This is a genomic window from Agromyces sp. NDB4Y10 (assembly GCF_001620055.1).
Taxonomy (GTDB): domain Bacteria; phylum Actinomycetota; class Actinomycetes; order Actinomycetales; family Microbacteriaceae; genus Agromyces; species Agromyces indicus.
Window position 1 is genome coordinate 1 of record NZ_LQGY01000060.1, and the last position, 25,230, is coordinate 25,230.

22 protein-coding genes, 1 tRNA gene and 1 other RNA gene are annotated in these 25,230 nt (G+C 71.5%); 14 read left to right on the forward strand and 10 right to left on the reverse strand.

Going from position 1 to position 25,230, the window contains the following annotated elements; all coding sequences use genetic code 11:
• The coding region (sucB, locus tag AVP42_RS14225; RefSeq protein WP_067950283.1) for a 2-oxoglutarate dehydrogenase, E2 component, dihydrolipoamide succinyltransferase at nucleotides 1–1,104 on the forward strand (1,104 nt) is incomplete at its 5' end.
• On the opposite strand, the gene AVP42_RS14230 is transcribed toward sucB, so the two are convergent.
• Nucleotides 1,101–2,723, reverse strand: coding sequence for a hypothetical protein (locus AVP42_RS14230; RefSeq protein ID WP_067950185.1), 1,623 nt, complete (start codon nucleotides 2,721–2,723; stop codon nucleotides 1,101–1,103). The genes sucB and AVP42_RS14230 overlap by 4 nt on opposite strands.
• A gap of 114 nt (nucleotides 2,724–2,837) precedes the next feature.
• Here AVP42_RS14230 and lipB point away from each other — a divergent pair, with 114 nt between their 5' ends.
• From lipB to AVP42_RS14245, 3 genes are all read left to right on the forward strand, one after another.
• Complete coding sequence (gene lipB, locus AVP42_RS14235; RefSeq protein WP_067950187.1) at nucleotides 2,838–3,485, forward strand: lipoyl(octanoyl) transferase LipB; 648 nt, start codon at nucleotides 2,838–2,840, stop codon at nucleotides 3,483–3,485.
• Nucleotides 3,482–4,471 carry a lipoyl synthase gene (lipA, locus tag AVP42_RS14240; RefSeq protein ID WP_067950189.1) on the forward strand — a complete coding sequence of 330 codons (990 nt, stop codon included), beginning with the start codon at nucleotides 3,482–3,484 and terminating at the stop codon, nucleotides 4,469–4,471. Before lipB ends, lipA begins: the two co-directional genes overlap by 4 nt.
• A gap of 61 nt (nucleotides 4,472–4,532) precedes the next feature.
• Nucleotides 4,533–5,255, forward strand: coding sequence for a DUF4191 domain-containing protein (locus tag AVP42_RS14245; protein ID WP_067950191.1), 723 nt, complete (start codon nucleotides 4,533–4,535; stop codon nucleotides 5,253–5,255).
• A 53-nt stretch (nucleotides 5,256–5,308) separates the two neighbouring features.
• On the opposite strand, the gene AVP42_RS14250 is transcribed toward AVP42_RS14245, so the two are convergent.
• Entirely contained in the window at nucleotides 5,309–5,743 is a 435-nt protein-coding gene (locus AVP42_RS14250) for an RDD family protein (protein WP_067950193.1), read from the reverse strand.
• Between the two features lie 138 nt (nucleotides 5,744–5,881).
• On the opposite strand from AVP42_RS14250, the gene glnA reads away from it, so the two are divergent.
• Complete coding sequence (gene glnA / locus AVP42_RS14255) at nucleotides 5,882–7,306, forward strand: type I glutamate--ammonia ligase (protein ID WP_067950194.1); 1,425 nt, start codon at nucleotides 5,882–5,884, stop codon at nucleotides 7,304–7,306.
• A 108-nt stretch (nucleotides 7,307–7,414) separates the two neighbouring features.
• Here glnA and AVP42_RS14260 read toward each other — a convergent pair whose 3' ends face one another.
• Both AVP42_RS14260 and AVP42_RS14265 read right to left on the reverse strand, forming a co-directional pair.
• Nucleotides 7,415–10,429 (reverse strand): bifunctional [glutamine synthetase] adenylyltransferase/[glutamine synthetase]-adenylyl-L-tyrosine phosphorylase, encoded by a 3,015-nt coding sequence (locus AVP42_RS14260; protein WP_067950196.1) that lies wholly within the window; start codon nucleotides 10,427–10,429, stop codon nucleotides 7,415–7,417.
• Between the two features lie 13 nt (nucleotides 10,430–10,442).
• Nucleotides 10,443–11,780 carry a glutamine synthetase family protein gene (locus tag AVP42_RS14265; protein ID WP_067950198.1) on the reverse strand — a complete coding sequence of 446 codons (1,338 nt, stop codon included), beginning with the start codon at nucleotides 11,778–11,780 and terminating at the stop codon, nucleotides 10,443–10,445.
• Between the two features lie 86 nt (nucleotides 11,781–11,866).
• Here AVP42_RS14265 and panB point away from each other — a divergent pair, with 86 nt between their 5' ends.
• Nucleotides 11,867–12,754, forward strand: coding sequence for a 3-methyl-2-oxobutanoate hydroxymethyltransferase (gene panB, locus AVP42_RS14270; protein ID WP_067950200.1), 888 nt, complete (start codon nucleotides 11,867–11,869; stop codon nucleotides 12,752–12,754).
• Nucleotides 12,755–12,788: 34 nt separating this feature from the next.
• On the opposite strand, the gene AVP42_RS14275 is transcribed toward panB, so the two are convergent.
• Complete coding sequence (locus AVP42_RS14275; RefSeq protein ID WP_067950202.1) at nucleotides 12,789–12,974, reverse strand: SPOR domain-containing protein; 186 nt, start codon at nucleotides 12,972–12,974, stop codon at nucleotides 12,789–12,791.
• 11 nt (nucleotides 12,975–12,985) lie between these two features.
• Here AVP42_RS14275 and map point away from each other — a divergent pair, with 11 nt between their 5' ends.
• On the forward strand, nucleotides 12,986–13,849 hold the full coding sequence (map, locus tag AVP42_RS14280) for a type I methionyl aminopeptidase (protein ID WP_067950204.1): 864 nt from the start codon (nucleotides 12,986–12,988) through the stop codon (nucleotides 13,847–13,849).
• Between the two features lie 34 nt (nucleotides 13,850–13,883).
• The gene (gene ppgK / locus AVP42_RS14285) at nucleotides 13,884–14,639 is read left to right on the forward strand and encodes a polyphosphate--glucose phosphotransferase (protein WP_067950207.1); all 756 of its coding nucleotides are present in this window, start codon (nucleotides 13,884–13,886) and stop codon (nucleotides 14,637–14,639) included.
• A 25-nt stretch (nucleotides 14,640–14,664) separates the two neighbouring features.
• On the opposite strand, the gene rnpB is transcribed toward ppgK, so the two are convergent.
• The 5 genes from rnpB to AVP42_RS14310 all read right to left on the reverse strand — a co-directional run bounded on the left by rnpB (nucleotide 14,665) and on the right by AVP42_RS14310 (nucleotide 17,321).
• An RNA gene (gene rnpB / locus AVP42_RS14290) (RNase P RNA component class A) lies at nucleotides 14,665–15,040 on the reverse strand.
• Nucleotides 15,041–15,093: 53 nt separating this feature from the next.
• On the reverse strand, nucleotides 15,094–15,831 hold the full coding sequence (locus tag AVP42_RS14295; RefSeq protein WP_067950209.1) for a zinc ribbon domain-containing protein: 738 nt from the start codon (nucleotides 15,829–15,831) through the stop codon (nucleotides 15,094–15,096).
• Nucleotides 15,832–15,868: 37 nt separating this feature from the next.
• Complete coding sequence (locus tag AVP42_RS14300) at nucleotides 15,869–16,690, reverse strand: Nif3-like dinuclear metal center hexameric protein (RefSeq protein WP_067950211.1); 822 nt, start codon at nucleotides 16,688–16,690, stop codon at nucleotides 15,869–15,871.
• 39 nt (nucleotides 16,691–16,729) lie between these two features.
• A tRNA-Val gene (locus tag AVP42_RS14305) sits at nucleotides 16,730–16,802 on the reverse strand.
• A gap of 51 nt (nucleotides 16,803–16,853) precedes the next feature.
• Nucleotides 16,854–17,321: a redoxin domain-containing protein gene (locus AVP42_RS14310; RefSeq protein WP_067950213.1), complete on the reverse strand. Its 468-nt coding sequence runs from the start codon at nucleotides 17,319–17,321 to the stop codon at nucleotides 16,854–16,856.
• A 161-nt stretch (nucleotides 17,322–17,482) separates the two neighbouring features.
• Here AVP42_RS14310 and aceE point away from each other — a divergent pair, with 161 nt between their 5' ends.
• From aceE to AVP42_RS14340, 6 genes are all read left to right on the forward strand, one after another.
• The gene (gene aceE / locus AVP42_RS14315; RefSeq protein ID WP_067950215.1) at nucleotides 17,483–20,209 is read left to right on the forward strand and encodes a pyruvate dehydrogenase (acetyl-transferring), homodimeric type; all 2,727 of its coding nucleotides are present in this window, start codon (nucleotides 17,483–17,485) and stop codon (nucleotides 20,207–20,209) included.
• Between the two features lie 13 nt (nucleotides 20,210–20,222).
• Nucleotides 20,223–21,437 carry a CdaR family transcriptional regulator gene (locus tag AVP42_RS14320; protein ID WP_067950217.1) on the forward strand — a complete coding sequence of 405 codons (1,215 nt, stop codon included), beginning with the start codon at nucleotides 20,223–20,225 and terminating at the stop codon, nucleotides 21,435–21,437.
• 91 nt (nucleotides 21,438–21,528) lie between these two features.
• Nucleotides 21,529–22,449 carry an ACP S-malonyltransferase gene (locus tag AVP42_RS14325; protein ID WP_067950219.1) on the forward strand — a complete coding sequence of 307 codons (921 nt, stop codon included), beginning with the start codon at nucleotides 21,529–21,531 and terminating at the stop codon, nucleotides 22,447–22,449.
• A 23-nt stretch (nucleotides 22,450–22,472) separates the two neighbouring features.
• Nucleotides 22,473–23,477: a beta-ketoacyl-ACP synthase III gene (locus tag AVP42_RS14330; RefSeq protein WP_067950221.1), complete on the forward strand. Its 1,005-nt coding sequence runs from the start codon at nucleotides 22,473–22,475 to the stop codon at nucleotides 23,475–23,477.
• 65 nt (nucleotides 23,478–23,542) lie between these two features.
• Nucleotides 23,543–23,791, forward strand: a complete 249-nt coding sequence (locus AVP42_RS14335) for an acyl carrier protein (RefSeq protein WP_067950223.1) — start codon at nucleotides 23,543–23,545, stop codon at nucleotides 23,789–23,791.
• A gap of 58 nt (nucleotides 23,792–23,849) precedes the next feature.
• Nucleotides 23,850–25,085, forward strand: a complete 1,236-nt coding sequence (locus tag AVP42_RS14340) for a beta-ketoacyl synthase (RefSeq protein ID WP_067950224.1) — start codon at nucleotides 23,850–23,852, stop codon at nucleotides 25,083–25,085.
• The last annotated feature ends 145 nt before the right edge of the window (nucleotides 25,086–25,230 follow it).

The window sequence follows — 25,230 nt, forward strand, 5'->3', positions numbered from 1 at the left end:
ACCATAGACCCCTGGTTACCTTTCCGAAAAGGCTTTCGGGGATGTCGAAGCCCCGCGGGAGTGCCGGCCCCGCAGCAGGCCCCGGCGCAGGCCGAGCCCCAGCAGGCTCCGGCGCAGGCCCAGCCTGAGCCGCAGCAGGCGCCCGCGCAGCCCGCCGCCCCCGCGCAGGAGGCTCCGCAGTCCGGTGGCGCCCACGCCGGCCCGTCCGGCTACGTCACGCCGATCGTGCGCAAGCTCGCCAACGAGCAGGGCGTCGACCTCGCGTCGGTGCAGGGCACCGGCGTCGGCGGACGCATCCGCAAGCAGGACGTGCTCTCCGCCGGCTCCGCGCCGGCGGCCGCTCCGGCCGCCGAGGCCGCGCCGGCTCGCCAGCAGCTCGAGACCTCGCCGCTGCGCGGCACCACCCAGCCGATGACCCGGCTGCGCAAGGTCGTCGCCGAGCGCGCCGTGGTCTCGATGCAGTCGACGGCCCAGCTCACCTCGGTCGTCGAGGTCGACGTCACGCGTGTCGCCCGTCTCCGCGACCGTGTGAAGGGCGAGTTCCTCGAGAAGACCGGCACGAAGCTGTCCTTCCTGCCGTTCTTCGCCCTGGCCGCCGTCGAAGCGCTGCGCGCCTACCCGATCATCAACTCGACCGTCGACGGCGAGTCGATCGTCTACCCGGAGCGCGAGAACCTCAGCATCGCGGTCGACACGGAGCGCGGTCTGCTCACCCCGGTCGTCCGCGACGCGGGCGAGCTCGACCTCGCGGGCCTGTCGAAGCAGATCGCCGACCTGGCCGAGCGCACGCGGAACAACCAGCTCAAGCCCGACGAGCTGGCCGGCGGCACGTTCACGCTGACCAACACCGGCTCGCGCGGCGCGCTGTTCGACACGCCGGTGGTCTTCCTCCCCCAGACGGCCATCCTCGGCACGGGCATCGTGGTGAAGCGGCCGGTCGTCATCTCGGAGGACGGGTCGGACGCGATCGCCATCCGCTCGATGGTGTACCTCGCCCTGTCGTACGATCACCGGATCATCGACGGCGCCGACGCCGCCCGGTTCCTCACCGCGGTCAAGGCACGCCTCGAGGAGGGCGACTTCGAGGGCGACCTCGGGATCTAGTCGAACCACTCCCGCAGACGCCAACCGGCCTCGCTCCGCATCATCAGGAGCGAGGCCGGTTCGCGTTCGACCTCGCTCCAGGGCACGGTGAGCACGACCGCATCCCCCAGGTCGGCAGCCACCGTGATCGCGTCGAGATCGACGTCGTCCGGTGCCGGGCCGTCGGCGTCGATCTCACCCCGATCACGGACGGCGATCGGCGAGCCCGGCTGGTCGACCGCGAGCACGCACTCGACATCGCGCGCGGCAAGGCACGTCTGCCGGATCTCCAGTAGGGCGGCCGCCGCAGCCACCGGGTCCTCGGGCAGGTCCGCGAGCGACGCTCGGGCAGGGATCGCGCCCGCGTCGGCCCCGGGAGGACCGAGTCGGTCGTCGAGGTCACCGACCTCCGGCGCATCCGCGTCCGCGGTCGGGGTGGTCGTCCCGCTGTCGGCCCTCGACTCGGCCGAGGACGCCGGAGGGACCGCGGTGAGCAGCGCGACGAGGGCGGCGGCGCCGACCAGACCACCGGCGAGCAGCGCCGGTCGACGCTGACGGGTCCAGTCCGACATCCGGCGCACTGCCTGCGCCCGGGGATCGGCGTCCAGCGCCGCGGCCAGTCCATCGACGGCGTCCGGCGAGAGCTGCAGCAGGGCGGCGAGCCGCCCTCGTCGTGCCGGTGCTCCGGGATCGCGTTCGGCGGACTCGTCGGCCGGCGAGACCGGCTCCGCCGGCGCGACCGCGATCCCGAGCGCCCTCGAACGGAGCGCGGGCACCTCCGGCGGTCGACGGAGCACCGAGGCGACGATCGGCTCCGCGGGCGCGACCGCGAAGAGCGCCCGCTCGAGTTGCGTTTCGACGCGTTCGAACGGCCGCGCCTCCAGCGCCGCGCGGAGGAGCTCGGTCGGTCCGGAGAAAGCGGACGGGTCGGAACACCGGGCGGCGACGTCCTCGATGAGGCGGAGCATGGCGGCGTGCCCCTCGCGAACGACCGCGACGCGCTCCGCTGCGGTGGCGAACCGGTCGGTGCGCCGAAGGGCCCCCAGTCCGAGCAGCCGGGGCCGACCGGAGTCGTCGATCACGAGGTCGAACCGGGCGAGACGGGTGTGGACGAAGCCCCGATCCGCGAGACCGCGAAGCGCGACGACGACCGGCGCGAGTGCGGTCACGGCCTGTCCCGGAGCGAGTCCGTCGGCGAGCAGCTCCGAGAGCGGACGGCCCGCCACCCGCTCGACCACCAGGCAGCCCCGGCCGTCGCGAACGTTCGCGACATCCAGCAGGCGCGGCAGGGTACCGGTGGCATCGGCCTCCATCGCCTCGATCTCGGTGGTGATCGCCTCGTCGTCGGATCCCGGCCCGTAGACCCGCATGACGACGAGCGGCGCACTCGAGGCCACGGCCTCGGCGTCCTCCGGCGCGAATGAGGAGCGCCCGGACGCGCCATCCGCGACCGCCAGGTACATATCGGCCCGATCACCGGCGGCGAGCCGGCGCAGGAGCCGGTAGCCCGCGAGCGCGGTGTCGGTCGACGTCGTCTCTTCTGACGCGTCGGACGCGCACCGCGCGGACTCGTCGGCACCGCGCGGGTCGGCACGTCGTGCGGCTCGCGATCGGGCAAGTCCAATGGACGGCTTCGGCATGGGCCGATCGTCCCGTCTCCGGACGCGCCGACGGCCACGCCGCCAGCTGGTAGGGGTACGGCGAAGGACCTCACGGCGCTGGGGAGGACGGGTCGTCCACCTAGACTGGGCCCCATGCTCGACTACGTCGTCACGGGGCTAAGCGCCAACTCCGTGCCGTACAGCGAGGGCCTCTCCCTCCAGCGCGCCGTCCATCAGGCGGTGGTCTCCGGTGAGCGACCGGACACCGTCATCCTCCTCGAACACGAGTCCGTGTACACCGCCGGCAAGCGGACCGCCCCCGACGAACGACCGACCGACGGCACGCCCGTGGTCGACGTCGACCGGGGCGGCAAGATCACCTGGCACGGACCGGGCCAGCTCGTCGGCTATCCGATCCTGCGCCTGGCCGAACCCATCGACGTCGTCGGCTACGTCCGACGCCTCGAAGGGGTGCTCATCCGGGTGCTCGACGACTTCGGCATCCGAGGGGAACGCGTCGAGGGTCGTTCCGGGGTCTGGATCCTCCGGGACGGCATCGAGGAGAAGATCGCCGCCATCGGCATCCGCGTCGCCGACGGGGTCACGATGCACGGCTTCGCGCTCAACTGCTCGAATTCCCTCGACCCGTACGAGAAGATCGTCGCCTGCGGGATCCGGGATGCCGGCGTCACGACCATGACGCGCGTGCTCGGGCGGCCCGTGGCTCCGGCGGAGGTCGTGCCGTCCGTGCGCGCGCGACTCGCTGCCGAGTTCGCGCCGGCCGAGGGGGTGGCCGCATGAGCGCCGATCCCGCCGGCCGCCGCATGCTCCGCCTCGAGGTCCGCAACGCGCAGACGCCCATCGAGCGGAAGCCCGAGTGGATCAAGACGCGCGCGAAGATGGGGCCCGAGTACCGGCAGCTCCAGCAGTTGGTGAAGGGCGAGGAACTGCACACGGTCTGCCAGGAGGCCGGATGCCCGAACATCTACGAGTGCTGGGAGGATCGCGAGGCGACGTTCCTCATCGGGGGCTCCCAGTGCACCCGGCGGTGCGACTTCTGCCAGATCGACACCGGCAAGCCCGCGGACTACGACGTCGACGAGCCGCGCCGGGTCGCCGAGTCGGTCGTCCGGATGCAGCTGCGGTACTCCACCGTCACGGGGGTGGCCCGCGACGACCTGCCCGACGAGGGCGCCTGGCTGTACGCCGAGACCATCCGCGAGATCCACCGCCAGTCCCCCGGCACGGGCGTGGAGATCCTCGTGCCCGACTTCTCCGGCCGTCCCGAACTGCTCGGCGAGGTCTTCTCGGCGAAGCCCGAGGTGTTCGCGCACAACGTCGAGACGGTGCCGCGCATCTTCAAGCGCATCCGTCCGGCGTTCCGGTACGAGCGATCCCTCGACGTGATCACGCAGGGCCGCGACGCCGGGCTCATCACGAAGTCCAACCTGATCCTCGGCATGGGCGAGGACCGGTCCGAGATCTCGCAGGCGCTCCGCGACCTGCACGACGCCGGAACGGACATCATCACGATCACGCAGTACCTGCGGCCGAGTCCCCGGCACCTGCCGGTCGCACGATGGGTCCGACCCGAGGAGTTCGTCGAACTCAAGGCGGAGGCCGAGGAGATCGGATTCCTCGGTGTGCTCGCGGGGCCCCTCGTCCGCTCGTCCTACCGGGCCGGCCGGCTCTGGGCGCAGTCGATGCGCGCCAAGGGCCGCACGCTGCCGCCGGAACTGTCGCATCTCGCGGATGAGTCGCTCGGGTTCGCGCAGGCCGTCGGCTGAGCCGTACGGGCGGCCCCCTCGGACGTCCGAGGGGGCCGCCCGCCGCCGGTATCCTTGACGCATGGCACGCACCAAGGACGCCGGGTCCTCCCCTAAGCCCCGCAAGGAGCCCGGCCGCATGAAGCAGATGTGGCAGGTCTTCCAGATGACCCGCCGCTACGACTCGAGCGCCCAGTGGCTCATGCTCCTCGGCTTCCTGCTTCCGATCCTCGTCAGCCTCGGCCTCGCGCTCTGGCTCGCGGGAGGCAACGGCTTCACGATCGCGCTCTGGATCGTCGCGGGCGTGCTCGCCGGCATCCTCATCGCGCTCGTGATCCTCGGACGACGAGCCGAGCGCGCCGCGTACTCGCAGATCGACGGTCAGCCCGGTGCCGTCGGCGCGGTCCTCCGCAGCGGCCTGCGCGGTGGCTGGGTGGGCAACGAGATGCCCGTCGCGGTCAACGGCAAGACGCAGGACGCGGTCTACCGTGCGGTGGGCCGCGGCGGCGTGGTGCTGATCAGCGAGGGTCCCAGGTCGCGCACGACGCGGATGCTCGAGGACGAGAAGCGCAAGATCAACCGCGTGCTCCCGAACGTCCCCGTGACGCTCCTCTCGGTGGGTCACGAGGAGGGTTCGGTCGAGCTGCACCGCCTCCCCGCCACGCTGCGCAAGAAGAAGCGGACCCTGACCAAGCCCGAGGTCCTCGCGGTGACGAACCGGCTGAACTCGCTTCAGGCGTCGCTGCCGATCCCGAAGGGCATCGACCCGATGAAGGTGCGCCCGCAGCGCGGCAAGATGCGCTGACCGACGACTCCCACCTGCGGCATCCGTTCACTCGAGCGGATGCCGCCGTCGTCTCAGGCGCGGATCAGGACCGTGCCCGCCGCCTTGTCGTGCAGGCCGCGCTGGTCGGAGTCCCAGATCAGGGCGGGGATGACGAAGACGAGGAGCAGGGTGCGCACGACCGGTCGCCAGGGGCCGACCCATCCCCCGCCGAGCGGGACGACGCGCAGTCCGAGCGCGCGGTGGCCGATGCTGCCGCCGATGGTGGGGATGAAGAGCACCTGCATGAGCGCGAACAGGCCCAGCGTGGCCCACGATTGCGCGTTCGAGGCGTAGGGGCCGACGAGGAGCGCGATGACGTTCGCGATCGCCCAGTCGATCAGCAGCGCCGCGAATCGCCGGCCGAGCCTGGCGACGGAGCCGATGCCCTCTTCCGGGAGGCCGAGCCGCTCCCCCGGGTACCGGCTCGGCTCGAGGTCTCCGGACGGGGCGGGGGCAGGCTGGCTCACCGGACGATTCTACCGGGGCCCGGTCCGCGTAACACGGCGGAAACATTCGCGTCATGGTCGGGAAACGGCACCCGGCTACCGTCGTGAGCGGTCGAACGACTGCGTCTCGCCCCCCAACCCGCCTTGGAGCACCGTCACATGTTCAGTGATTCTTCCGAAGTCCTCAAGTTCATCAAGGAGACGGACGTCAAGTTCCTCGACATCCGTTTCACCGACCTCCCGGGTGTGCAGCAGCACTTCAACATCCCGGCCGCCACCGTCGACGAGGACTTCTTCACCGTCGGCCAGCTGTTCGACGGCTCCTCGATCCGCGGTTTCGCGTCGATCCACGAGTCCGACATGCAGCTCATCCCCGACGTCTCGACGGCCTACGTCGACCCGTTCCGCGCCGAGCGCACGCTGGTCATGGTCTTCGACATCTACAACCCGCGCAACGGCGAGATCTACGCGAAGGACCCGCGCCAGGTGGCCAAGAAGGCCGAGAAGTACCTCGCGTCGACCGGCATCGCCGACACCGCGTTCTTCGCGCCGGAGGCCGAGTTCTACATCTTCGACGACGTCCGCTACGAGGTGAACCAGCACTCGAGCTCGTACTCGGTCGACTCGAGCGAGGGCGCCTGGAACTCCGGCCGCGTGGAAGAGGGCGGCAACCTCGCCAACAAGACCCCGTACAAGGGCGGCTACTTCCCCGTCTCGCCGGTCGACCAGCACGCCGACCTGCGCGACGACATCGTCCTCAAGCTCATCGAGGTCGGCCTCGAGGTCGAGCGCTCGCACCACGAGGTCGGCACCGCCGGCCAGGGCGAGATCAACTACAAGTTCGACACGATGGTCCACGCGGCCGACGACATCCTGAAGTTCAAGTACATCGTCAAGAACACGGCGAACGAGTGGGGCAAGACGGCCACCTTCATGCCGAAGCCCCTCTTCGGCGACAACGGTTCCGGCATGCACACCCACCAGTCGCTGTGGAACGACGGCAAGCCGCTGTTCTACGACGAGGCCGGCTACGGCGGTCTCTCCGACATCGCCCGGTGGTACATCGGCGGCATCCTCAAGCACGCTCCCGCGGTGCTCGCCTTCACGAACCCGACGGTGAACTCGTACCACCGCCTGGTCCCGGGCTTCGAGGCCCCCGTCAACCTGGTCTACTCGGCCGGCAACCGCTCCGCCTCGATCCGCATCCCGATCACCGGGACGAACCCGAAGGCGAAGCGCATCGAGTTCCGCGCGCCGGATGCCTCGGGCAACCCGTACCTCGCATTCGCCGCGCAGCTCATGGCGGGCATCGACGGCATCAAGAACCGCATCGAGCCGCACGAGCCGGTCGACAAGGACCTCTACGAGCTCCCGCCGGAGGAGGCCAAGTCGATCCCGCAGGTTCCCGCCTCGCTGGGCGAGGCGCTCGACGCGCTCGAGGCCGACCACGACTTCCTCCTCGAGGGCGGCGTGTTCACCAAGGAGCTCATCGAGACCTGGATCGACTACAAGCGCGAGAAGGAGCTGAAGCCCCTGGCCCAGCGTCCCCACCCGTTCGAGTTCGAGCTCTACTACGGCGTCTAGACTCTCGCCCCACCCCCCAGAGAGAGCCGAGGGCCCGCGTCGCATGTCGACGCGGGCCCTCGTGGCGTTGCAGCGGATGGCGCAGCGCGGTGTCGCCGGGTGGGGAACTCAGCTCCGGGTCGGTTCTCGCTTCGGTTCGACGCCGTAGAACCCCCGCTCGAAGACGGCCCGGGCTCGTCGGGTGACCTGCAGGTAGTCGTCCTCCAGCCGGGCTGCGGATCCGGGCGGGTACCCCATGATCCGCGCCACGCCCTCGAGCTGCGTGCGCTCCACGGGGAGCACGTCGGTGGTCTTGTCGAGCCAGAGCGTGAGCGCGGAACGCGCACGCGAGGCGAACACCCACGCCGCCCGGAGGGTTTCCGCGTCGGCGCGCTCGATCAGGTCGGCATCCACCGCTGCGGCGAGGGCGTCGAGGGTCGACGTGGTCCGCAGCGACGGGACGCGAGCGCCGTGCTCGAGCTGGAGCAGCTGGACGTACCACTCGACGTCGCTCAGCGAGCCACGGCCGAGCTTCAGGTGCCGTTTCGGATCGGCCCCCTGCGGCAGCCGTTCGTTCTCGACTCGCGCCTTGATGCGCTTGACCTCGCGCACCTCGCGTTCGGCGATCTGCTCGGGATAGCGGACGGTGTCGGCCAGCGCGGTGAAGTCGTCGAGGAGGGCGGCGTCGCCGGCGACGCCGCGGGCTCGCAGGAGCGCCTGGGCCTCCCAGGTGAGCGACCAGCGCGCGTAGTAGGCGCGATACGCGTCGAGCGACCGAGCCACCACGCCGTTGCGCCCCTCGGGCCGGAGGTTCGCGTCGAGTTCGAACGGGAGGCGGGCGTCCTCGCTCACGCGGACGAGCTCCGAGACGATCTTCAGCGCGCGGGTGTGCGCCGCGTCGGGTTCGGCGCCGGCCGGGCGGTAGACGTAGAGGATGTCGGCGTCCGACCCGATGCCCAGTTCGCGTCCGCCGAATCGGCCCATGCCGATCACCGCGAACTCGATGCCGTCGTCGCCGCGCCGGATCGCGCGGACGAGCCCGTCGATGTGGGCCTGGACCACGTCGCTCAGCCCGTGTCCGAGCTCCTCGACGGTGCAGACGTCGAGCATGCCGGCGAGGGACAGTCGGAGCACTTCGCGGCGCCGCATCGCGCGCAGCACCTTGGCCGCCGGGTCCAGCTCGCCGTGGCGCGCGAGAACGGCCGCCACCTCGTCCTGCAGCGAGGCCAGCGGTCGGGGTCGCAGCTCGGCCACGTCCTCCAACCAGGCAACCGCCTCGGGGATCCGCTCGAGCAGCTCCCCGGCGAACCGCGAGCCGGAGAGGATGCGGGTCAGGCGGAGCGCGGCGTCGGAGGAGTCGCGGAGCAGGCGGAGGTACCAGTGGGTGGTGCCGAGCGTGTCGCTGATCCGGCGGAACGCCAGCAGGCCGTAGTCGGGGTCGGTGCCCTCGGCGAACCACGAGATGAGGACCGGCATGAGGTGCCGCTGAATGGTGGCCCGGCGCGAGACCCCGGCGGTCAGTGCGCCGATGTGCGCGAGCGCGCCCTTCGGATCGCGGAAGCCGATTGCGGCGAGCCGCGCGGCCGCCTGCTCGCTCGTGAGGCCGAGCCCGTCGGCCGGCAGCGCGGCGACCGCCGAGAGCAGCGGACGGTAGAAGAGCCGTTCGTGCAGCCCGCGCACGCGGCGGCGCGTGGACTGCCACAGGGCCGTCAGCTCGTCGGCGGTGCGCCCGAGCCCGGACGAGCGGGCGAGCACGCGGAGCCCCCCGGCGTCGGTGGGCATGAGGTGGGTCCGCCGCAGCCGGGCGAGCTGCAGCCGGTGTTCGAGGACCCGCAGGATCCGGTAGTCGCGCGAGAACTCCGCGGCCTCCTCGCGGCCGACGTAGCCGTGCTCGGCCAAGGCCGCCAGGGCGGGCAGCGTGCCCGCCTGGCGGATCGCGTCATCCGTCGCGCCGTGGACGAGCTGGAGCAGCTGCACGGTGAACTCGATGTCCCGCAGGCCGCCCGGCCCGAGCTTCAACTGCACGTCCACCTCGTCGGCCGGAATGTGCTCGGTGACCCGCTCGCGCATGCGCTGCACGGACTCCACGAATCCCTCGCGCGACGAGCTCGCCCAGACCTTGGGGGCGACGCCCGCGGCATAGCGGGCGCCGAGTCCGGCGTCGCCCGCGAGCGGACGCGCCTTGAGCAGCGCCTGGAACTCCCAGCTCTTCGCCCACCGGTCGTAGTACTGCAGGTGCGACTCGAGCGTGCGCACGAGCGCGCCGTCCTTGCCCTCGGGCCTGAGGTTCGGGTCGACCTCCCACAGCGGCGGCTCGATCCCGGGCTCGCCGATCAGGCGCATCACGAGCATCGAGAGGCGCGTCGCGATGTCGAGGGCGCGCGCGGTCGGCGCGGCCTCCTCGTCGGCGCTCTCGGCGACGAAGATGACATCGACGTCGCTGACGTAGTTGAGCTCGCGCGCCCCCGCCTTGCCCATGCCGATGATCGCGAGGCGGGTCGCGTCGACCTCGGACGCCGGGAACCGGCCGGGCGCGGCGGGCGCACCGGGCTCGCGGGCGACCGCGCGACGCGCCAGGTGCAGGGCGGCGTCGAGCGCGGCGCCCGCGAGGTCGGCGAGGCCGGCAGCCACGGTGTCGACCGCGTCGACCGCGTCGGGGCGCATGAGGTCCCAGATGGCGATGCGCGCGAGCAGCCGGCGGTAGCGCACGCGGAGCACGCGTGCGCCGGCATCGATGAGGTCGGTTCCGGTCGCGTCGACGGAGGCCACCGCATCGACGAGTTCCGCCGCGGCCGCACTCGCGGTCGGCGGTGCGGATGCCGCGGTGCGGAGGACGTCGAGCTCGTCGAGGTTGCGCAGCAGGAAGTCGCCGAATCCGCGCGACGCGCCGAGGAGCCGCACCGCGCGGTCGCGCGTGGCGTCGTCGGCGAGCAGCTCGCGCACCGCGTCGGGCGCGCGATCGGTCAGTCGCCGGAGCTCCTCGAGAGCCTGGTCGGGGTCGCCCGCCGCGGCCAACGCGTCGACGAGGTCGGCCTGACGGATGCCCGTCGCCTCGGCGAGGGCGCTCGACTCCCGGGCCGCCCGGTCGAGGTCGGCGAACCCGGCACGCGCGAGTGCACCGAGCATCGGGGCCTGGCGCGTCATCCGTCGCCGCTCGTCAGAGGATCTCGAGGTTGCGCTGCAACTCGAACGGCGTGACCTGCGACCGGTACTCGCGCCACTCGGCCCGCTTGTTCGCGAGGACGTAGTTGTACACGTGCTCGCCGAGGGTGTCGGCGACGAGCTCGGACTCCTCCATGTACTCGATGGCGTGGTCGAGGCTCGCCGGCAGCGGACGGTACCCGAGCGCGCGACGCTCGCTGTCGGTGAGCGCCCACACGTCGTCCTCCGCCTCGGCGGGGAGCTCGTAGCCCTCCTCGATTCCCTTCATGCCGGCCGCGAGCAGCAGGGAAAAGGCGAGGTACGGGTTGGCGGCCGAGTCGATGGCGCGGTACTCGACGCGCGCGCTCTGGCCCTTGCCGGGCTTGTAGAGCGGGACCCGCACGAGCGCGGACCGGTTGTTGTGCCCCCAGCAGACGAAGCTCGGCGCCTCGTCGCCGCCCCAGAGCCGCTTGTACGAGTTGACGAACTGGTTGGTGACCGCGGAGATCTCGTTCGCATGCCGGAGCAGGCCGGCGATGAACTGCCGCCCGATCTTGGACAGCTGGTACTGGGCGCCCGCCTCGTAGAACGCGTTCGCGTCGCCCTCGAAGAGCGAGAGGTGCGTGTGCATTCCCGAGCCCGGCTTGTCGGAGAACGGCTTCGGCATGAAGGTGGCGTACACGCCCTGCTCGATCGCGACCTCCTTCACGACCGTGCGGAAGGTCATGATGTTGTCGGCGGTCGTGAGGGCGTCGGCGTAGCGCAGGTCGATCTCGTTCTGGCCCGGCCCCGCCTCGTGGTGGCTGAACTCGACCGAGATGCCGAGGTCTTCGAGCATGCGGACGGAACGACGGCGGAAGTCGTGCGCGGTGCCGCCCGGGACGTTGTCGAAATACCCGGCCGAGTCGACCGGCTGCGGCCCCTCGGGCCCGTACTTGCTCGACTTCAGGAGGTAGAACTCGATCTCGGGGTGCGTGTAGAAGGTGAAGCCCCGGTCGGCCGCGCGGGCGAGCGTGCGCTTCAGCACGTTGCGCGGATCGGCGACGGCGGGCTCGCCGTCGGGCGTGGTGATGTCGCAGAACATGCGCGCCGTGGGATCGATGTCGCCCCGCCACGGCAGCGTCTGGAAGGTGGTCGGGTCGGGGAAGGCGAGCAGGTCGGACTCGAACGTGCGGCTCAGGCCCTCGATGGCCGAGCCGTCGAAGCCGATGCCCTCGGTGAACGCGCCCTCGACCTCGGCCGGGGCGATCGCGACCGACTTCAGCGTGCCGACGACGTCGGTGAACCACAGCCTGACGAACTTGACCCCGCGTTCTTCGATGGTCCGGAGAACGAAGTCGCGCTGCTTGTCCATGCACACCCTTCCTCGATGCCCTCTCAGCGTACTGGGTCGCACCGGCCCCCGGATCTGGCGGATGGCACGTGTGCCAGACTTGCGGCATGTCCGAGCACGCATCGAACGACGCCGCATCCGACAGCGCGAACGCCCCGGCCGAGAACCCCTACGGTGGTGCCGCGAAGACGGCCCCCGGCCCCAAGCGCGTGCGCACCCGGCACTTCCAGAACGCCAAGCGCGAGGGCATCAAGATCACCGGCCTCACGAGCTACGACGCGCTCACCGCCCGGATCTTCGACGAGGCCGGCATCGACTTCCTGCTCGTCGGCGACTCCGCGGCCAACAACGTCCTCGGGTACGAGACGACGCTGCCGGTCACGCTCGACGAGCTGATCCCGCTCACGCGCGCGGTGGCCGGCGCCGTCCAGCGCGCGTTCGTGGTGGCCGACATGCCGTTCGGGTCGTACGAGAACGGTCCCGACGAGGCGCTGCGCACCGCCATCCGCTTCATGAAGGAGACCGGCGCGCACGCCGTCAAGCTCGAGGGCGGCGAACGCAGCCACAAGCAGATCCGCCGCGTGGTCGGCGCCGGCATCCCCGTCATGGCGCACATCGGCTACACGCCCCAGAGCGAGCACGGCCTGGGCGGGCACATCATCCAGGGACGCGGCGAGGGCATCAAGCAGCTGCTCGCCGACGCCGAGGCGGTGCAGGACGCGGGGGCGTTCGCCGTCGTGCTCGAGATGGTCCCGGCCGACGCCGCCCGCCAGGTGACCGAACTGCTCGAGATCCCGACCATCTCGGTCGGCGGCGGGCCGCACTGCGACGGGCAGCTGCTCGTGTGGACGGACTGGGCGGGCCTGACCACGGGCCGGATCCCGAAGTTCGTGAAGCAGTACGCGAACCTCGCCGGCGTCCTGCGCGAGGCGGCGACCGAATGGCGAGCGGATGTCGCCTCGGGGGCGTACCCGACCGAGGAGCACTCCTACTGAGCCGAGCCCGCCCCGCGGGCCCGACGCGGAGGGCTCAGTCCTCGGCGGCCTCCTCCTCGGCCCACTTGGCGCTGTTCGCGCGGAGGATCTCGAGCGCGCGCTCGGCCTCGGCCCGCGTCTCGAACGGCCCCACGCGCTCGACGGCCGGGGAGACCATGCCCTCCTCGACCTCGCCGGTGTTGAGGTTGTACCAGAACTGATGCTCGGTGTCTCGCGACATAGGCTGATCCTATGCCCAAGGACCCCGACGGCCACCTGATCCCCGGCCGCCTGTCGCCCGCGCGCGCCGTGCCCGCCTCGATCCCCCGCCCCGAGTACGTGGGACGCCCCGCGCCCACCCCCAACACGGGGGGCGACCGCTACGCCCCCGACGAGATCGAGCGCATCCGCGCCGCCGGGCGCGTCGCCGCGGGCGCCATCGAGGCGGCCGCGGCCGTGATCCGCCCCGGCGTGACGACCGACGAACTCGACCGGGTCGCGCACGAGTACGTGGTGGCCCACGGCGCCTACCCGTCGACGCTCGGCTACCGCGGGTACCCGAAGTCCTCGTGCACGTCGGTGAACGAGGTGATCTGCCACGGCATCCCCGACGACACCGTGCTCCAGGACGGCGACCTCGTGAACATCGACGTCACCGCGTACCTCGACGGCTACCACGGCGACCTCAACCACACGTTCGTGGTCGGCGAGGCCGGCGACGAGACGCGGCTGCTCGTGGAGCGCACGCGCGAAGCGCTCGCCCGCGGCATCCGCGCCGTCGCCCCCGGGCGGCAGGTCAACGTCATCGGGCGTGCGATCGAGTCGTACGCGAGGCGCTTCGGGTACGGCGTCGTCCGCGACTACACCGGACACGGCGTCGGCCGCGCCTTCCACACGGGCCTCGTGATCCCCCACTTCGACGACCCGAACGCGACCACGGTGATCGAACCGGGCATGGTGTTCACGATCGAGCCCATGCTCACCCTCGGCACGATCGAGTGGGACCTCTGGGACGACGACTGGACCGTGGTGACCCGCGACCGATCGCTCACCGCCCAGTTCGAGCACACCCTCGTCGTCACCGAGCGCGGCGCGGAGATCCTGACGCTGCCCTGAACGCCCGCCGGGAGCCCCGCGATAAGGTGGCGCCATGGCGACTGGACGTGCGATCGGCATCGACATCGGCGGCACGGGCATCAAGGGCGCGGTCGTCGACCTCGGCACCGGCGAGCTCGTCACGGAGCGCATCAAGGTCAAGACCCCGAAGGGCGGCCGTCCTGCCGACATCCTCGAGGCCACGCGGCGACTGCTGGAGACGATCGGCGAGCAGGGCCACACCGGTCTCCCCCTCGGCGTGTGCTTCCCGGCGATCGTCCGCCACGGGCGCACGCTGTCGGCCGCGAACATCTCCGAGGAATGGATCGGGCTCCAGGCCGAGCAGCTCTTCGAGCGCGAGCTCGGCAGCGACATCCACTTCATCAACGACGCGGATGCCGCCGGCTACGCCGAGGCGCGCTTCGGCGCGGCGAGGGGCGAGCGGGGCCTGGCGATCCTGACGACGCTCGGCACCGGCATCGGCTCGGCCTTCCTCTACGACGGCGTGCTCGTGCCGAACACCGAGCTGGGTCACCTCGAGCTCGACGGCCACGACGCCGAGGAGCGCGCCGCGTACTCGGCCATGGAACGCGAGGACCTGTCGTGGGCCGAGTGGGCCGCGAGGCTGCAGCGGTACTACTCGCACGTCGAGTTCCTCTTCAGCCCCGACCTGTTCGTGGTCGGCGGCGGGGTGTCGAAGCACCACCGCGAGTTCCTGCCGCTGCTCTCCCTCGACACGCCGATCGTGCCGGCGGCCTTCCGCAACAACGCCGGGCTCCTCGGCGCGGCCGCACTCGCCGCCGACGCCTGACGGCGGGCGGGCGAGGCCCGGGGCGCGAGCGGGCCGGCTGATACGCCGGGTTCTGTTCACCGGGCGCTTGCGCGACACCGGCTGGACGACCATCTCTCTCGGGGACGCGTTGCCGCGACCCTCCAGCGGCCTACCCGGGAACGGGACGGGCAGCCCCATCGTTCCCTGTCTGGCCTTGCTCCGGACGAGGTTTACCGAGCCGACCGCGTCACCGCGGCCGCTGGTGGGCTCTTACCCCACCGTTTCACCCTTACCGCGGGCCGAAGCCCGAGGCGGTCTGCTTTCTGTGGCACTGTCTCGCGGGTCACCCCGGGTGGGCGTTACCCACCGTCCTGCCCTGCGGAGCCCGGACGTTCCTCGGCGCCCGATCACTCGGGCGACGCGGTCGTCTTGCCGACCCGCTCGCCCTTCAAGGGTATCGGACGCAGCTCCCGGGCTCCCCCGGCATCCGCCGTCAGAGGCCGGATTCGTCGGTGCGGACCAGGATCCGGTCGCACTCGGGGCACTGCACGACCTCGTCGGGCGCCGCGCGCCGCACGGCGTCGAGGTCGGAGCCGGTGAGCGTGATGGTGCAGCCGCTGCACGTGCGCTGGCGCAGGAGGGCGGCGCCCACGCCCGCGCCCCGCGTGCGGCGCTGCTCGTAGAAGGCGAGCAGGTCGTCGGGGATCGTGGCGGCGATCGCCGCGCGGTCGCGCTCGGCGCCGTCGCGCTCGACGCCCAGACCGCCCGCCGCCTCGTCGCGCTCGCCCTCGAGGCGCGCGGTGTCGGCGGCGATGGCCGCGCGCTCCTCGTCGATCGCGGCGACGCGCGCCTCGGCGTCCTCGACCTTCTGCATGACGACGAGCTCGAGGTCCTCGAGGTCGGCGAGGCGCTTGCGCAGGGACACGAGCTCGGACTCGAGCGCGGCGACGTCCTTCATCGACGACGTGTGCGTGAGCCGCTCGCCGTCGCGGGCGATGCGCTTCTCCACGACCTCGACGTCGGACTCGATCCGACCGAGCTCGGCACGCGCGTCCTCGAGCGCGCCGACGGCCTCGGCACGGCGGCCGCGCACGCCGGCGTCGCGCTCGGCGAGGGCCTGCAGGTCGGCGGTCTGCGGCAGCGAGCGGAGCCGGTGCGCGAGCTGCTGCAGGCGCGTGTCGATGGACTGGAGTCGCAGCAGCTGCTGCTGATCGGCGGGGCTGGCCTTCACGTGGTGCTCCTCGGAGGGGTGGTCGGGGCGGGACTGGTCACTGGACGACCAGGAAGTCCCACGGGTCGGTGTTCAGGTCGCTCACGACGATCTCGAGGTCGGGGTGGGCCTCGCGCAGCCCCGCCGCGGCCGCGTCGAGCCACAGCCACTCGCTCGCCCAGTGCGACACGTCGACGAGTGCCGGGCCTCCGCCGAGCAGGGCCTGCTCGCGCGACTCGGAGGCCGGATGGTGCCGCAGGTCAGCCGTGACGTAGACGTCCGCGGCTCGCACGGCCGGATCGGCGAGCAGGGAGTCGCCCGCCCCGCCGCACACCGCCACGGTCTCGACGGGCGCCTCGTACCCGCCCGCGACGCGGACGCCGCCGGCGGTGGCCGGCAGCAGGTCGGCCAGGTGTCGTGCGAGGCGGCCGAGGGTCGTCGGCTCGGCGAGTCGGCCGACGCGACCGAGCCCGCGCGCGGCATCCGTCGCGTTCGGGACGATCGGGCGGGCGTCGAGCAGCCCGAGGCGCTCGGCGAGCACCGCCGACGTGCCGGACTCGACCACGTCGGCGTTGGTGTGCGCGGCCACGAGCGCGCAGTCGGCGCGGATCAGCCGGGCGAGGAGCGCGCCCTTGTAGCGGTCCTCGGCCACGGAGGTCACCCCGCGCAGGAGCAGCGGGTGGTGGGCGATCACGAGGTCGTCGCCGGCGGCGACCGCCTCGTCGACCGTCGCGGCGACCGCGTCGACGACGAGTCGCACGCGGGACACCTCGCGTGCCGGATCGCCGGTCACGAGTCCGGGAGCATCCCACGCCTCGGCGCCCGAGACGGGCCACAGGCGCTCGACGGTCGAGAGGACGTCGGCGAGGAGGACTGGCACGCGCCCCAGCCTAGCGCCGCCGCCGAGACGTGCTCCGCGTGGGCCCTGCCGGGCTCGAACCGACGACATCCACGGTGTAAGCGTGGCGCTCTACCAACTGAGCTAAAGGCCCCTGCGCGCGCGGCGCTCCCCCATCGTACGCCGAGGGCCCCCCCGGCATCCGTCACCGTCGGTCGAGGGCCGCGAGGGCCTCCCGGTACGCCGACAGCGGCCGGGGCTCGCCCGGGGCCGTGGCGAACGACGAGCGGATGACGCCGTCGTCGCCGATCACGAACGTGGCTCGTCGCGCGAATCCGGCTGCCGCGTCGAACGCGCCGTAGTTCGCAGCGACCGCGCCATGCGGCCAGAAGTCCGACAGGAGCGTGAGCCGCACGTCCTCCGCCTCGGCCCAGGCGCGCAGCGCGTACTTAGCGTCGACGGATGCGACGAGCACCTCGGCACCGGCCTCGTCGAACATCGCGACGTTCGCCGCGAGCTCGCGCAGCTCGCCCGTGCAGGTGCGCGAGAACGCGAACGGCACGAACACGAGGACGACCGGGCGCACGCCGCGCCGATCGGCGAGCCGCTGCGGCGCGCCGAACTGGTCCGGCAGCTCGAACTCCGGCGCGATCGCGCCCGCGTCGAGGATCAACGGCGCCTCCCTCACGGCCGGTGGAACGGGCGCCAGCCTAGCTGCCCGCACCCGGGCATAGAATCACTAGGATGGCGTGGTGCCCCCGACCGCAACCCGGTCGCTTCGTCGTGCGCACGCACCGAACGCAAGGCATGATCTGCTGAAGAGAGAGGTCGAGTGTGACTGTCAACGACCAGGACCCGTACTCGGTCGAGGCGATGGACTCCGATCCGGAGGAGACCACCGAGTGGGCGGAGTCCCTCGACGCCCTCGTCGCCGAGAAGGGCCACCAGCGCGGGCGTGAGATCATGCTCAGCCTGCTCAAGCGCTCCAAGGAGCTGCACCTGGGCGTGCCGATGGTGCCCACCACCGACTACCTGAACACGATCGCACCCGAGAACGAGCCCGAGTTCCCCGGCGACGAGGAGATCGAGCGCCGCTACCGCGCGTGGATCCGCTGGAACGCCGCGATGCTCGTGCACCGCGCGCAGCGGCCGGGCATCGCCGTGGGCGGCCACATCTCGACGTACGCGTCATCCGCTGCGCTCTACGAGGTCGGCTTCAACCACTTCTTCCGCGGCCAGGACCACCCCGGCGGCGGCGACCAGATCTTCATCCAGGGCCACGCCTCCCCCGGCACCTACGCCCGCGCCTACCTCGAGGGACGACTGTCCGCCGACCAGCTCGACGGCTTCCGCCAGGAGAAGTCGCACGCGCCGAACGGCCTCTCGTCGTACCCGCACCCGCGGCTCATGCCCGAGTTCTGGCAGTTCCCCACCGTGTCGATGGGCCTCGGCCCGATCAACGCCATCTACCAGGCGCAGGCCAACAAGTACCTCACCAACCGCGGCATCAAGGACGCCTCCGACCAGCACGTCTGGGCCTTCCTCGGCGACGGCGAGATGGACGAGGTCGAGAGCCGCGGCCAGCTCCAGGTGGCGGCGAACGAGGGACTCGACAACCTCACCTTCGTGATCAACTGCAACCTGCAGCGCCTCGACGGCCCGGTCCGCGGCAACGGCAAGATCATCCAGGAGCTCGAGAGCTTCTTCCGCGGGGCCGGCTGGAACGTCATCAAGGTCGTCTGGGGCCGCGAGTGGGACGACCTGCTCGCCCGCGACCACGACGGCGCGCTCCGCAACCTCATGAACGTGACGCCCGACGGCGACTACCAGACCTACAAGGCCGAGTCGGGCGCCTACGTGCGCGAGAACTTCTTCGGCCGCGACCCGCGGGCGCTCGAGCTCGTGAAGGACCTCACCGACGACCAGGTCTGGGGCCTCAAGCGCGGCGGCCACGACTACCGCAAGGTGTACGCGGCGTTCAAGGCCGCCACCGAGCACAAGGGCCAGCCCACCGTCATCCTCGCGAAGACCATCAAGGGCTACGGTCTCGGGCCGTCCTTCGAGGGCCGCAACGCCACGCACCAGATGAAGAAGATGACGCTCGACAACCTGAAGACCTTCAGGGACACGATGCGCATCCCGATCTCCGATGCGCAGCTCGAGGAGAACCCCTACCTCCCGCCGTACTACCACCCCGGTAACGACGACGAGGCGATCCAGTACCTCCACGAGCGCCGTCGCGAGCTCGGCGGGTACCTGCCCGAGCGCCGCACGAAGCACACGGCCATCTCCCTGCCGGACGACTCCGCCTACGCGATCGCGAAGAAGGGCTCCGGCACGCAGGAGGTCGCCACGACGATGGCGTTCGTCCGCCTGCTCAAGGACCTCATGCGCTCCAAGGACTTCGGCAACCGCATCGTGCCGATCATCCCCGACGAGGCGCGCACCTTCGGCATGGACGCGTTCTTCCCGAACGCGAAGATCTACAACCCGATGGGCCAGCACTACACGTCCGTCGACCGCGAGCTGCTCCTGGCCTACAAGGAGAGCCCGCAGGGCCAGATCGTCCACGTCGGCATCAACGAGGCCGGCGCGCTCGCCGCGTTCACCGCGCTGGGCACGTCGTACTCCACACAGGGCGAGCCGCTCATCCCGATCTACGTCTTCTACTCGATGTTCGGGTTCCAGCGCACCGGCGACGCCATCTGGGCCGCCGGCGACCAGATGACGCGCGGCTTCATGATCGGCGCGACCGCTGGCCGCACCACGCTCACGGGCGAGGGCCTGCAGCACGCAGACGGCCACTCGCCGCTGCTCGCCGCGACGAACCCCGCGGTGGTGTCCTACGACCCGGCCTACGGGTACGAGATCGGCCACATCGTCCGCTCCGGACTCGACCGGATGTACGGCGGAAACCACCCCGACCCGAACGTCATGTACTACCTCACGGTGTACAACGAGCCGCTCGTGCAGCCCGCCGAGCCGGAGGGCGTCGACGTCGAGGGCATCGTCCGCGGCATCCACCGGGTCGCCGAGTCGCGCGCCGAGGGCCCGAAGGCCCAGCTGCTCGCCTCGGGCGTCGCGGTGCCATGGATCCTCGAGGCCCAGGAGCTGCTGGCCCAGGACTGGGGCGTGTCGGCCGACGTCTGGTCGGTCACGAGCTGGTCGGAGCTGAACCGCGACGGCCTCGCGGTCGACGAGCACAACTTCCTCCACCCGGATGCCGAGCGGCGCGTGCCCTACGTGACGCAGAAGCTGTCGGGGGCCCGCGGCCCGTTCGTCGCGGTCTCGGATTTCATGCGCGCGGTGCAGGAGCAGATCCGGCCGTACGTGCCCGGCGAGTACGCGACGCTGGGCGCCGACGGGTTCGGCTTCTCGGACACCCGTCCGGCGGCGCGTCGCTACTTCAAGATCGACGGCCCCTCGGTCGTGGTGCGCACGCTCCAGCTCCTCGCGGATCGCGGCGAGGTGGACCGCTCCCTGCCGGCGCAGGCGATCGAGAAGTACCGCCTCCACGACGTGAACGCGGGCACGACCGGCACGGCCGGCGGCGAGAGCTAGCAGGCTCCCGGCTGTGGCGACGAAGCCCCGGACGAAGGCGGAGACGCTCGCGTGGTTGCGAACCATCGCGGGCGAACTGTCGACCCAGACCCTCAAGCGACTGGAAGACACCCTGCCCTGGTACGGGGACATGCCGCCGAGCCGCCGCTCCGCGGTGGGCCTCGTCGCCCAGGCCGGGATCTCCTCGTTCATCGCGTGGTTCGACGACCCGAAGTCGACGCCGTGGATCGCGGCCGACGTCTTCGGCGCCGCCCCGCGTGAGCTGCTGCGCTCGGTGAGCCTGCAGCAGACGCTGCAGCTCATCAGGGTGACCGTCGAGGTCGTCGAAGAGCGCGTCAAGGACGGCGGTGAGCCGCTCCGGGAGGCGATCCTGCTCTACTCGCGCGAGATCGCATTCGCGGCCGCCGACGTCTACGCGCGCGCCGCCGAGGCTCGCGGCCTGTGGGACGCCAGGCTCGAGGCGCTCGTCGTCGATTCGATCCTGTCCGGCGAGTACGACGACGAGCTGCCGAGCCGGATCGCCGCCCTCGGGTGGCACGGGCACGGCGAGGTGGCGGTGCTCGTCGGCACCGCCCCGAAGCTGTTCGACGTCGACCAGGTCCGCCGCGCGGCACGGCACATGCAGGCCGACGTGCTGGTCGGCGTGCAGGGCAATCGGCTCGTCGTGGTCATCGGGCGCGCGGAGCCGCGTGGCAGCGAACCCGACGACGCGGTCGGCACCGCCCCCGCACTGACGTTCCTCGAGATCGCGACGCAGCTCGAACCGCACTTCGGCGCGGGTCACCTGGTGCTCGGCCACGAGGTACCGAACCTGGTCGACGCCGGCAAGAGCGCGAAGGCGGCCCTCGCGGGGTTCGCGGTGGCCCGCTCGTGGCGGCACGCACCGCGCCCGGTGCACGCCGACGACCTGCTGCCCGAGCGCGCGCTCGCGGGCGACCCGCTCGCTCGCGCCACGCTCGTCCACCGCATCTACCGGCCCCTCCAAGCCCATTCCACCGAGCTCCTCACCACCCTGTGGAGCTACCTCGACAACGGCCGGTCGCTCGAGGCGACGGCACGCGAGCTCTTCGTGCATCCGAACACGGTGCGCTACCGCTTGAAGCGGGTCTCCGACGTGATCGGCTGGGATGCCACGGGCGCACGCGAAGCGCTCATCCTCCAGTCCGCGCTCATCATCGGCTCGATGAGCGATCATGAGGCGGTTCCGCGTCGGCGATCGGCGAGCTGACCCTCACTATGTACTGCCGTCACAACGTCTTCGCCGATACCTTGTCGCGAGTGCACACTCACGGCGCTGAGGTCATTGGCAGACTGAGACGGTGATCGTCGTCGTCTGCCCTGGTCAGGGCTCCCAGACCCCCGGTTTCCTCGCACCCTGGCTCGCCGAGCCCTCGTTCGCCGACCGTCTCTCGGCGCTGTCCGAGGCCGCCGGCGCCGACCTGACGCGCCACGGCACCGAGAGCGACGCCGACACCATCCGCGACACGGCGATCGCGCAGCCGCTCATCGTGGCCGCGGGCATCCTCGCGTTCGACGCGCTGGCCGCCGAGGGCCGCCGCGCCGCGATCGGCGGCGTCGCGGGCCACTCCGTCGGCGAGATCACCGCCGCTGCGGCGACGGGCGTGCTCGACGCGGCCGACGCCATGCGCTTCGTCGCCGAGCGGGGTCGGGCGATGGCGGATGCCGCGGCGCTCGAGCCCACCGGCATGAGCGCCGTGATCGGCGCCGACGAGACCGAGCTCCTCGCCCGGCTCGAGACGCTCGGCCTCGAGCCCGCGAACTTCAACGGCGGCGGCCAGATCGTCGTCGCCGGAGCCGTGGACGCGCTCGAGCAGCTCAAGGCCGAGCCGCCCGCCGGTGCGCGGGTCATCCCGCTGCAGGTCGCGGGCGCGTTCCACACCCGGTACATGCAGCCCGCGCGCGAACGTCTGGCCGAGGTCGCGCTCTCCGTGTCCGCCTCCGACCCGGACCTCACGCTCTGGACGAACCGCGACGGCTCCCCCGTGGCATCCGGAGCGTCGTTCGTCGAGCTGCTCGTCGGCCAGGTCGCCTCGCCCGTCCGCTGGGATCGCTGCATGGCGTCCTTCGCCGAGGCCGGCGTCACGGGGATCATCGAGCTGGCGCCCGCGGGCGCCCTCGTCGGCCTCGCCAAGCGTGCGCTCAAGGGCGTGCCGACCGTTGCCGTCAAGACGCCCGACGACCTGCCGGCCGCCATCGAGCTGCTCGCGCAGGCCGCCTAGTCCCACCGAACACGAGAGAACGCATGACGCACCCCACGCTCACCCAGTCGCACGGTCCTGCGCACACGCGCCTCTACTCCGTGGGCGCCGCCCGCGGCGAGAACGCGGTGCCCAACGACGACCTGGTCGGACCCATCGACTCGTCGGACGAGTGGATCCGCCAGCGGACCGGCATCGTCACTCGCGTGCGCGCCGGTGAGGACGTGCTCGCGGTCGACCTCGCGACGGAGGCCGGACGCGAGGCGATCGAGCGCTCGGGCGTTCCGGCCGACCAGGTCGACCTCGTGATCGTGGCCACCATCTCGAACGTGCAGCAGACGCCGTCGATCGCCGCCGTCGTCGCGGACCGCGTCGGGGCGAACCCGGCCGCGGCCTACGACATGAACGCCGCCTGCGCGGGCTACGCCTACGCCGTCGCGCAGGCGGACGCGCTGATCCGCACCGGCGCGGCCCGGTACGCGCTCGTCATCGGCGCCGAGAAGCTCTCCGACGTCGTCGACCCCACCGACCGGACCATCTCGTTCCTCCTCGGCGACGGCGCCGGCGCGGTCGTCATCGGGCCGAGCGAGACGCCGGGCATCGGCGCGACCGTTTGGGGCTCGGACGGGTCCAAGGCGGGCGCCGTGGGCATGAACCACACGCTCATCGACTTCCGCGAGGGTCGGTCGGAGTGGCCGACCCTGCGGCAAGAGGGCCAGACGGTGTTCCGCTGGGCGGTGTGGGACATGGCGAAGGTCGCCAAGCAGGCCCTGGATGCCGCGGGCATCACGGCCGACGACCTCGCCGCCTTCATCCCCCACCAGGCGAACATGCGGATCATCGACGAGTTCGCCAAGCAGCTGAAGCTGCCCGAGTCCGTCGCGATCGGCCGCGACATCGCCACCACGGGCAACACCTCGGCCGCGTCCATCCCCCTCGCGATGCACCGCCTGCTCGAGGAGCGTCCGGAGCTCTCCGGCGGCCTCGCGCTCCAGATCGGCTTCGGCGCCGGCCTCGTGTTCGGCGCCCAAGTGGTGGTTCTCCCCTGAGCCGCCGTCCCCCGTCCATCTAGACTGTGTCTCGGTCAACGAGACACCCCTCAAGGAGAAGAACCATGGCATTGTCCAACGAAGAAGTGCTTGCCGGCCTGGCCGAGCTCATCAACGACGAGACCGGCATCGCGACCGACACGGTTGAGCTGGACAAGTCGTTCACCGATGACCTCGACATCGACTCCATCTCGATGATGACGATCGTCGTCAACGCCGAGGAGAAGTTCGACGTGAAGATCCCCGACGAGGAGGTCAAGAACCTCAAGACCGTCGGCGACGCCGTCGACTTCATCGTCAAGGCCCAGGCCTAGTGCACGGGCGGGCCGGTGAAGCCGGCCCGCCCGTCTTTTCCCCACGGAGTTTCCTCGTATGACCAAGAAGATCGTGATCACGGGTATCGGTGCGACCTCGCCGATCGGCGGCACCGCCCGTGACAGCTGGAACGCCCTGCTCGCCGGTGAGTCCGGTGCGCGCACCCTCGAGGCCGAGTGGGTGGAGCAGTACGACCTGCCCGTGACCTTCGCCGCGACGGCCAAGGTGCCGGCGTCCGAATCGCTCGAGCGCCACGAGCTCAAGCGGCTCGACCCGTCGAGCCAGTTCGCGCTCATCGCCGGACGCGAGGCCTGGGCCGACGCGGGTTCTCCCGAGGTCGAGCCCGAGCGGCTCGCCGTGGCCTGGGCGACCGGCATCGGCGGCGTGTGGACGCTGCTCGACGCGTGGGACACCCTGCGCGAGCGAGGCACGCGCCGCGTGCTGCCCATGACGGTCCCGATGCTGATGCCGAACGGCCCGGGCGCGGCGGTCGGGATGGACCTGCACGCACGTGCCGGCATCCGCACGGTCGTGTCGGCGTGCGCGTCGAGCACCGAGTCGCTCGTGAACGCGTGGGAGCAGCTCCAGGACGGCATCGCCGACGTGGTCATCGCAGGTGGTTCCGAATCGGCGATCCACCCGATCACGATCGCGTCCTTCAACTCGATGCAGGCGCTGTCGCGCCGCAACGACGACCCGGCCGCCGCGTCGCGCCCCTACGACGTCGGCCGCGACGGATTCGTGATGGGCGAGGGCGGCGCGGCGCTCGTGCTCGAGACCGAGGAGCACGCCAAGGCCCGCGGCGCCCGCATCTACGCCGAGCTCCTGGGCGGTGCGATCACCAGCGACGCGTACCACATCACCGCACCCGACCCCGAGGGGTCGGCCGCGGCGCGCGCGATGAAGTCCGCCATCGAGGGCGCCGGCGCATCGCTGGCCGACGTCCGGCACGTCAACGCGCACGCGACGAGCACCCCGGTCGGCGACATCGCCGAGTACAACGCCCTCCGCCGCATCTTCGGCGATGGCCTCGAGGGGATCGCGGTCACCGCGACCAAGGCGTCGACCGGTCACCTCCTCGGCGGTGCCGGTGCGATCGAGGCGATCTTCACCGTCCTCGCGCTCCACGAGCGCACGGCCCCGCCGACGATCAACCTGTCGGACCAGGACCCGGAGATCCCGCTCGACGTGGTCACCACGCCGCGCTCCCTGGGCGACGGCGAGCTCATCGCGATCAGCAACTCGTTCGGGTTCGGCGGGCACAACGCGGTCGCCGCGTTCCGCACGGCCTGAGCCGCGGCATCCGGCGACACCCGTCGTTCGACGCGAAGGCCCCGGCACCTCACGGTGCCGGGGCCTTCTGCGTCGCCGCTGCGGTTTCGGTCGTGCGCTACCGGGACCAGGTCGACCGGCGGGCGCGTCGCGCCACCGCGTGCGG

Bases quoted from the DNA above. Each gene is read 5' to 3' on its own strand.
- glnA (WP_067950194.1), top strand. From the start codon at position 5,882: ATGTTCAGTGATTCTTCCGAAGTCCTCAAGTTCATCAAGGAGACGGAC.
- AVP42_RS14265 (WP_067950198.1), bottom strand. From the start codon at position 11,780: ATGGACAAGCAGCGCGACTTCGTTCTCCGGACCATCGAAGAACGCGGG.
- AVP42_RS14260 (WP_067950196.1), bottom strand. From the start codon at position 10,429: ATGACGCGCCAGGCCCCGATGCTCGGTGCACTCGCGCGTGCCGGGTTC.
- map (WP_067950204.1), top strand. From the start codon at position 12,986: ATGCCCAAGGACCCCGACGGCCACCTGATCCCCGGCCGCCTGTCGCCC.
- ppgK (WP_067950207.1), top strand. From the start codon at position 13,884: ATGGCGACTGGACGTGCGATCGGCATCGACATCGGCGGCACGGGCATC.
- lipB (WP_067950187.1), top strand. From the start codon at position 2,838: ATGCTCGACTACGTCGTCACGGGGCTAAGCGCCAACTCCGTGCCGTAC.
- AVP42_RS14330 (WP_067950221.1), top strand. From the start codon at position 22,473: ATGACGCACCCCACGCTCACCCAGTCGCACGGTCCTGCGCACACGCGC.
- AVP42_RS14245 (WP_067950191.1), top strand. From the start codon at position 4,533: ATGGCACGCACCAAGGACGCCGGGTCCTCCCCTAAGCCCCGCAAGGAG.
- AVP42_RS14335 (WP_067950223.1), top strand. From the start codon at position 23,543: ATGGCATTGTCCAACGAAGAAGTGCTTGCCGGCCTGGCCGAGCTCATC.
- AVP42_RS14340 (WP_067950224.1), top strand. From the start codon at position 23,850: ATGACCAAGAAGATCGTGATCACGGGTATCGGTGCGACCTCGCCGATC.
- lipA (WP_067950189.1), top strand. From the start codon at position 3,482: ATGAGCGCCGATCCCGCCGGCCGCCGCATGCTCCGCCTCGAGGTCCGC.
- AVP42_RS14275 (WP_067950202.1), bottom strand. From the start codon at position 12,974: ATGTCGCGAGACACCGAGCATCAGTTCTGGTACAACCTCAACACCGGC.
- AVP42_RS14230 (WP_067950185.1), bottom strand. From the start codon at position 2,723: ATGCCGAAGCCGTCCATTGGACTTGCCCGATCGCGAGCCGCACGACGT.
- panB (WP_067950200.1), top strand. From the start codon at position 11,867: ATGTCCGAGCACGCATCGAACGACGCCGCATCCGACAGCGCGAACGCC.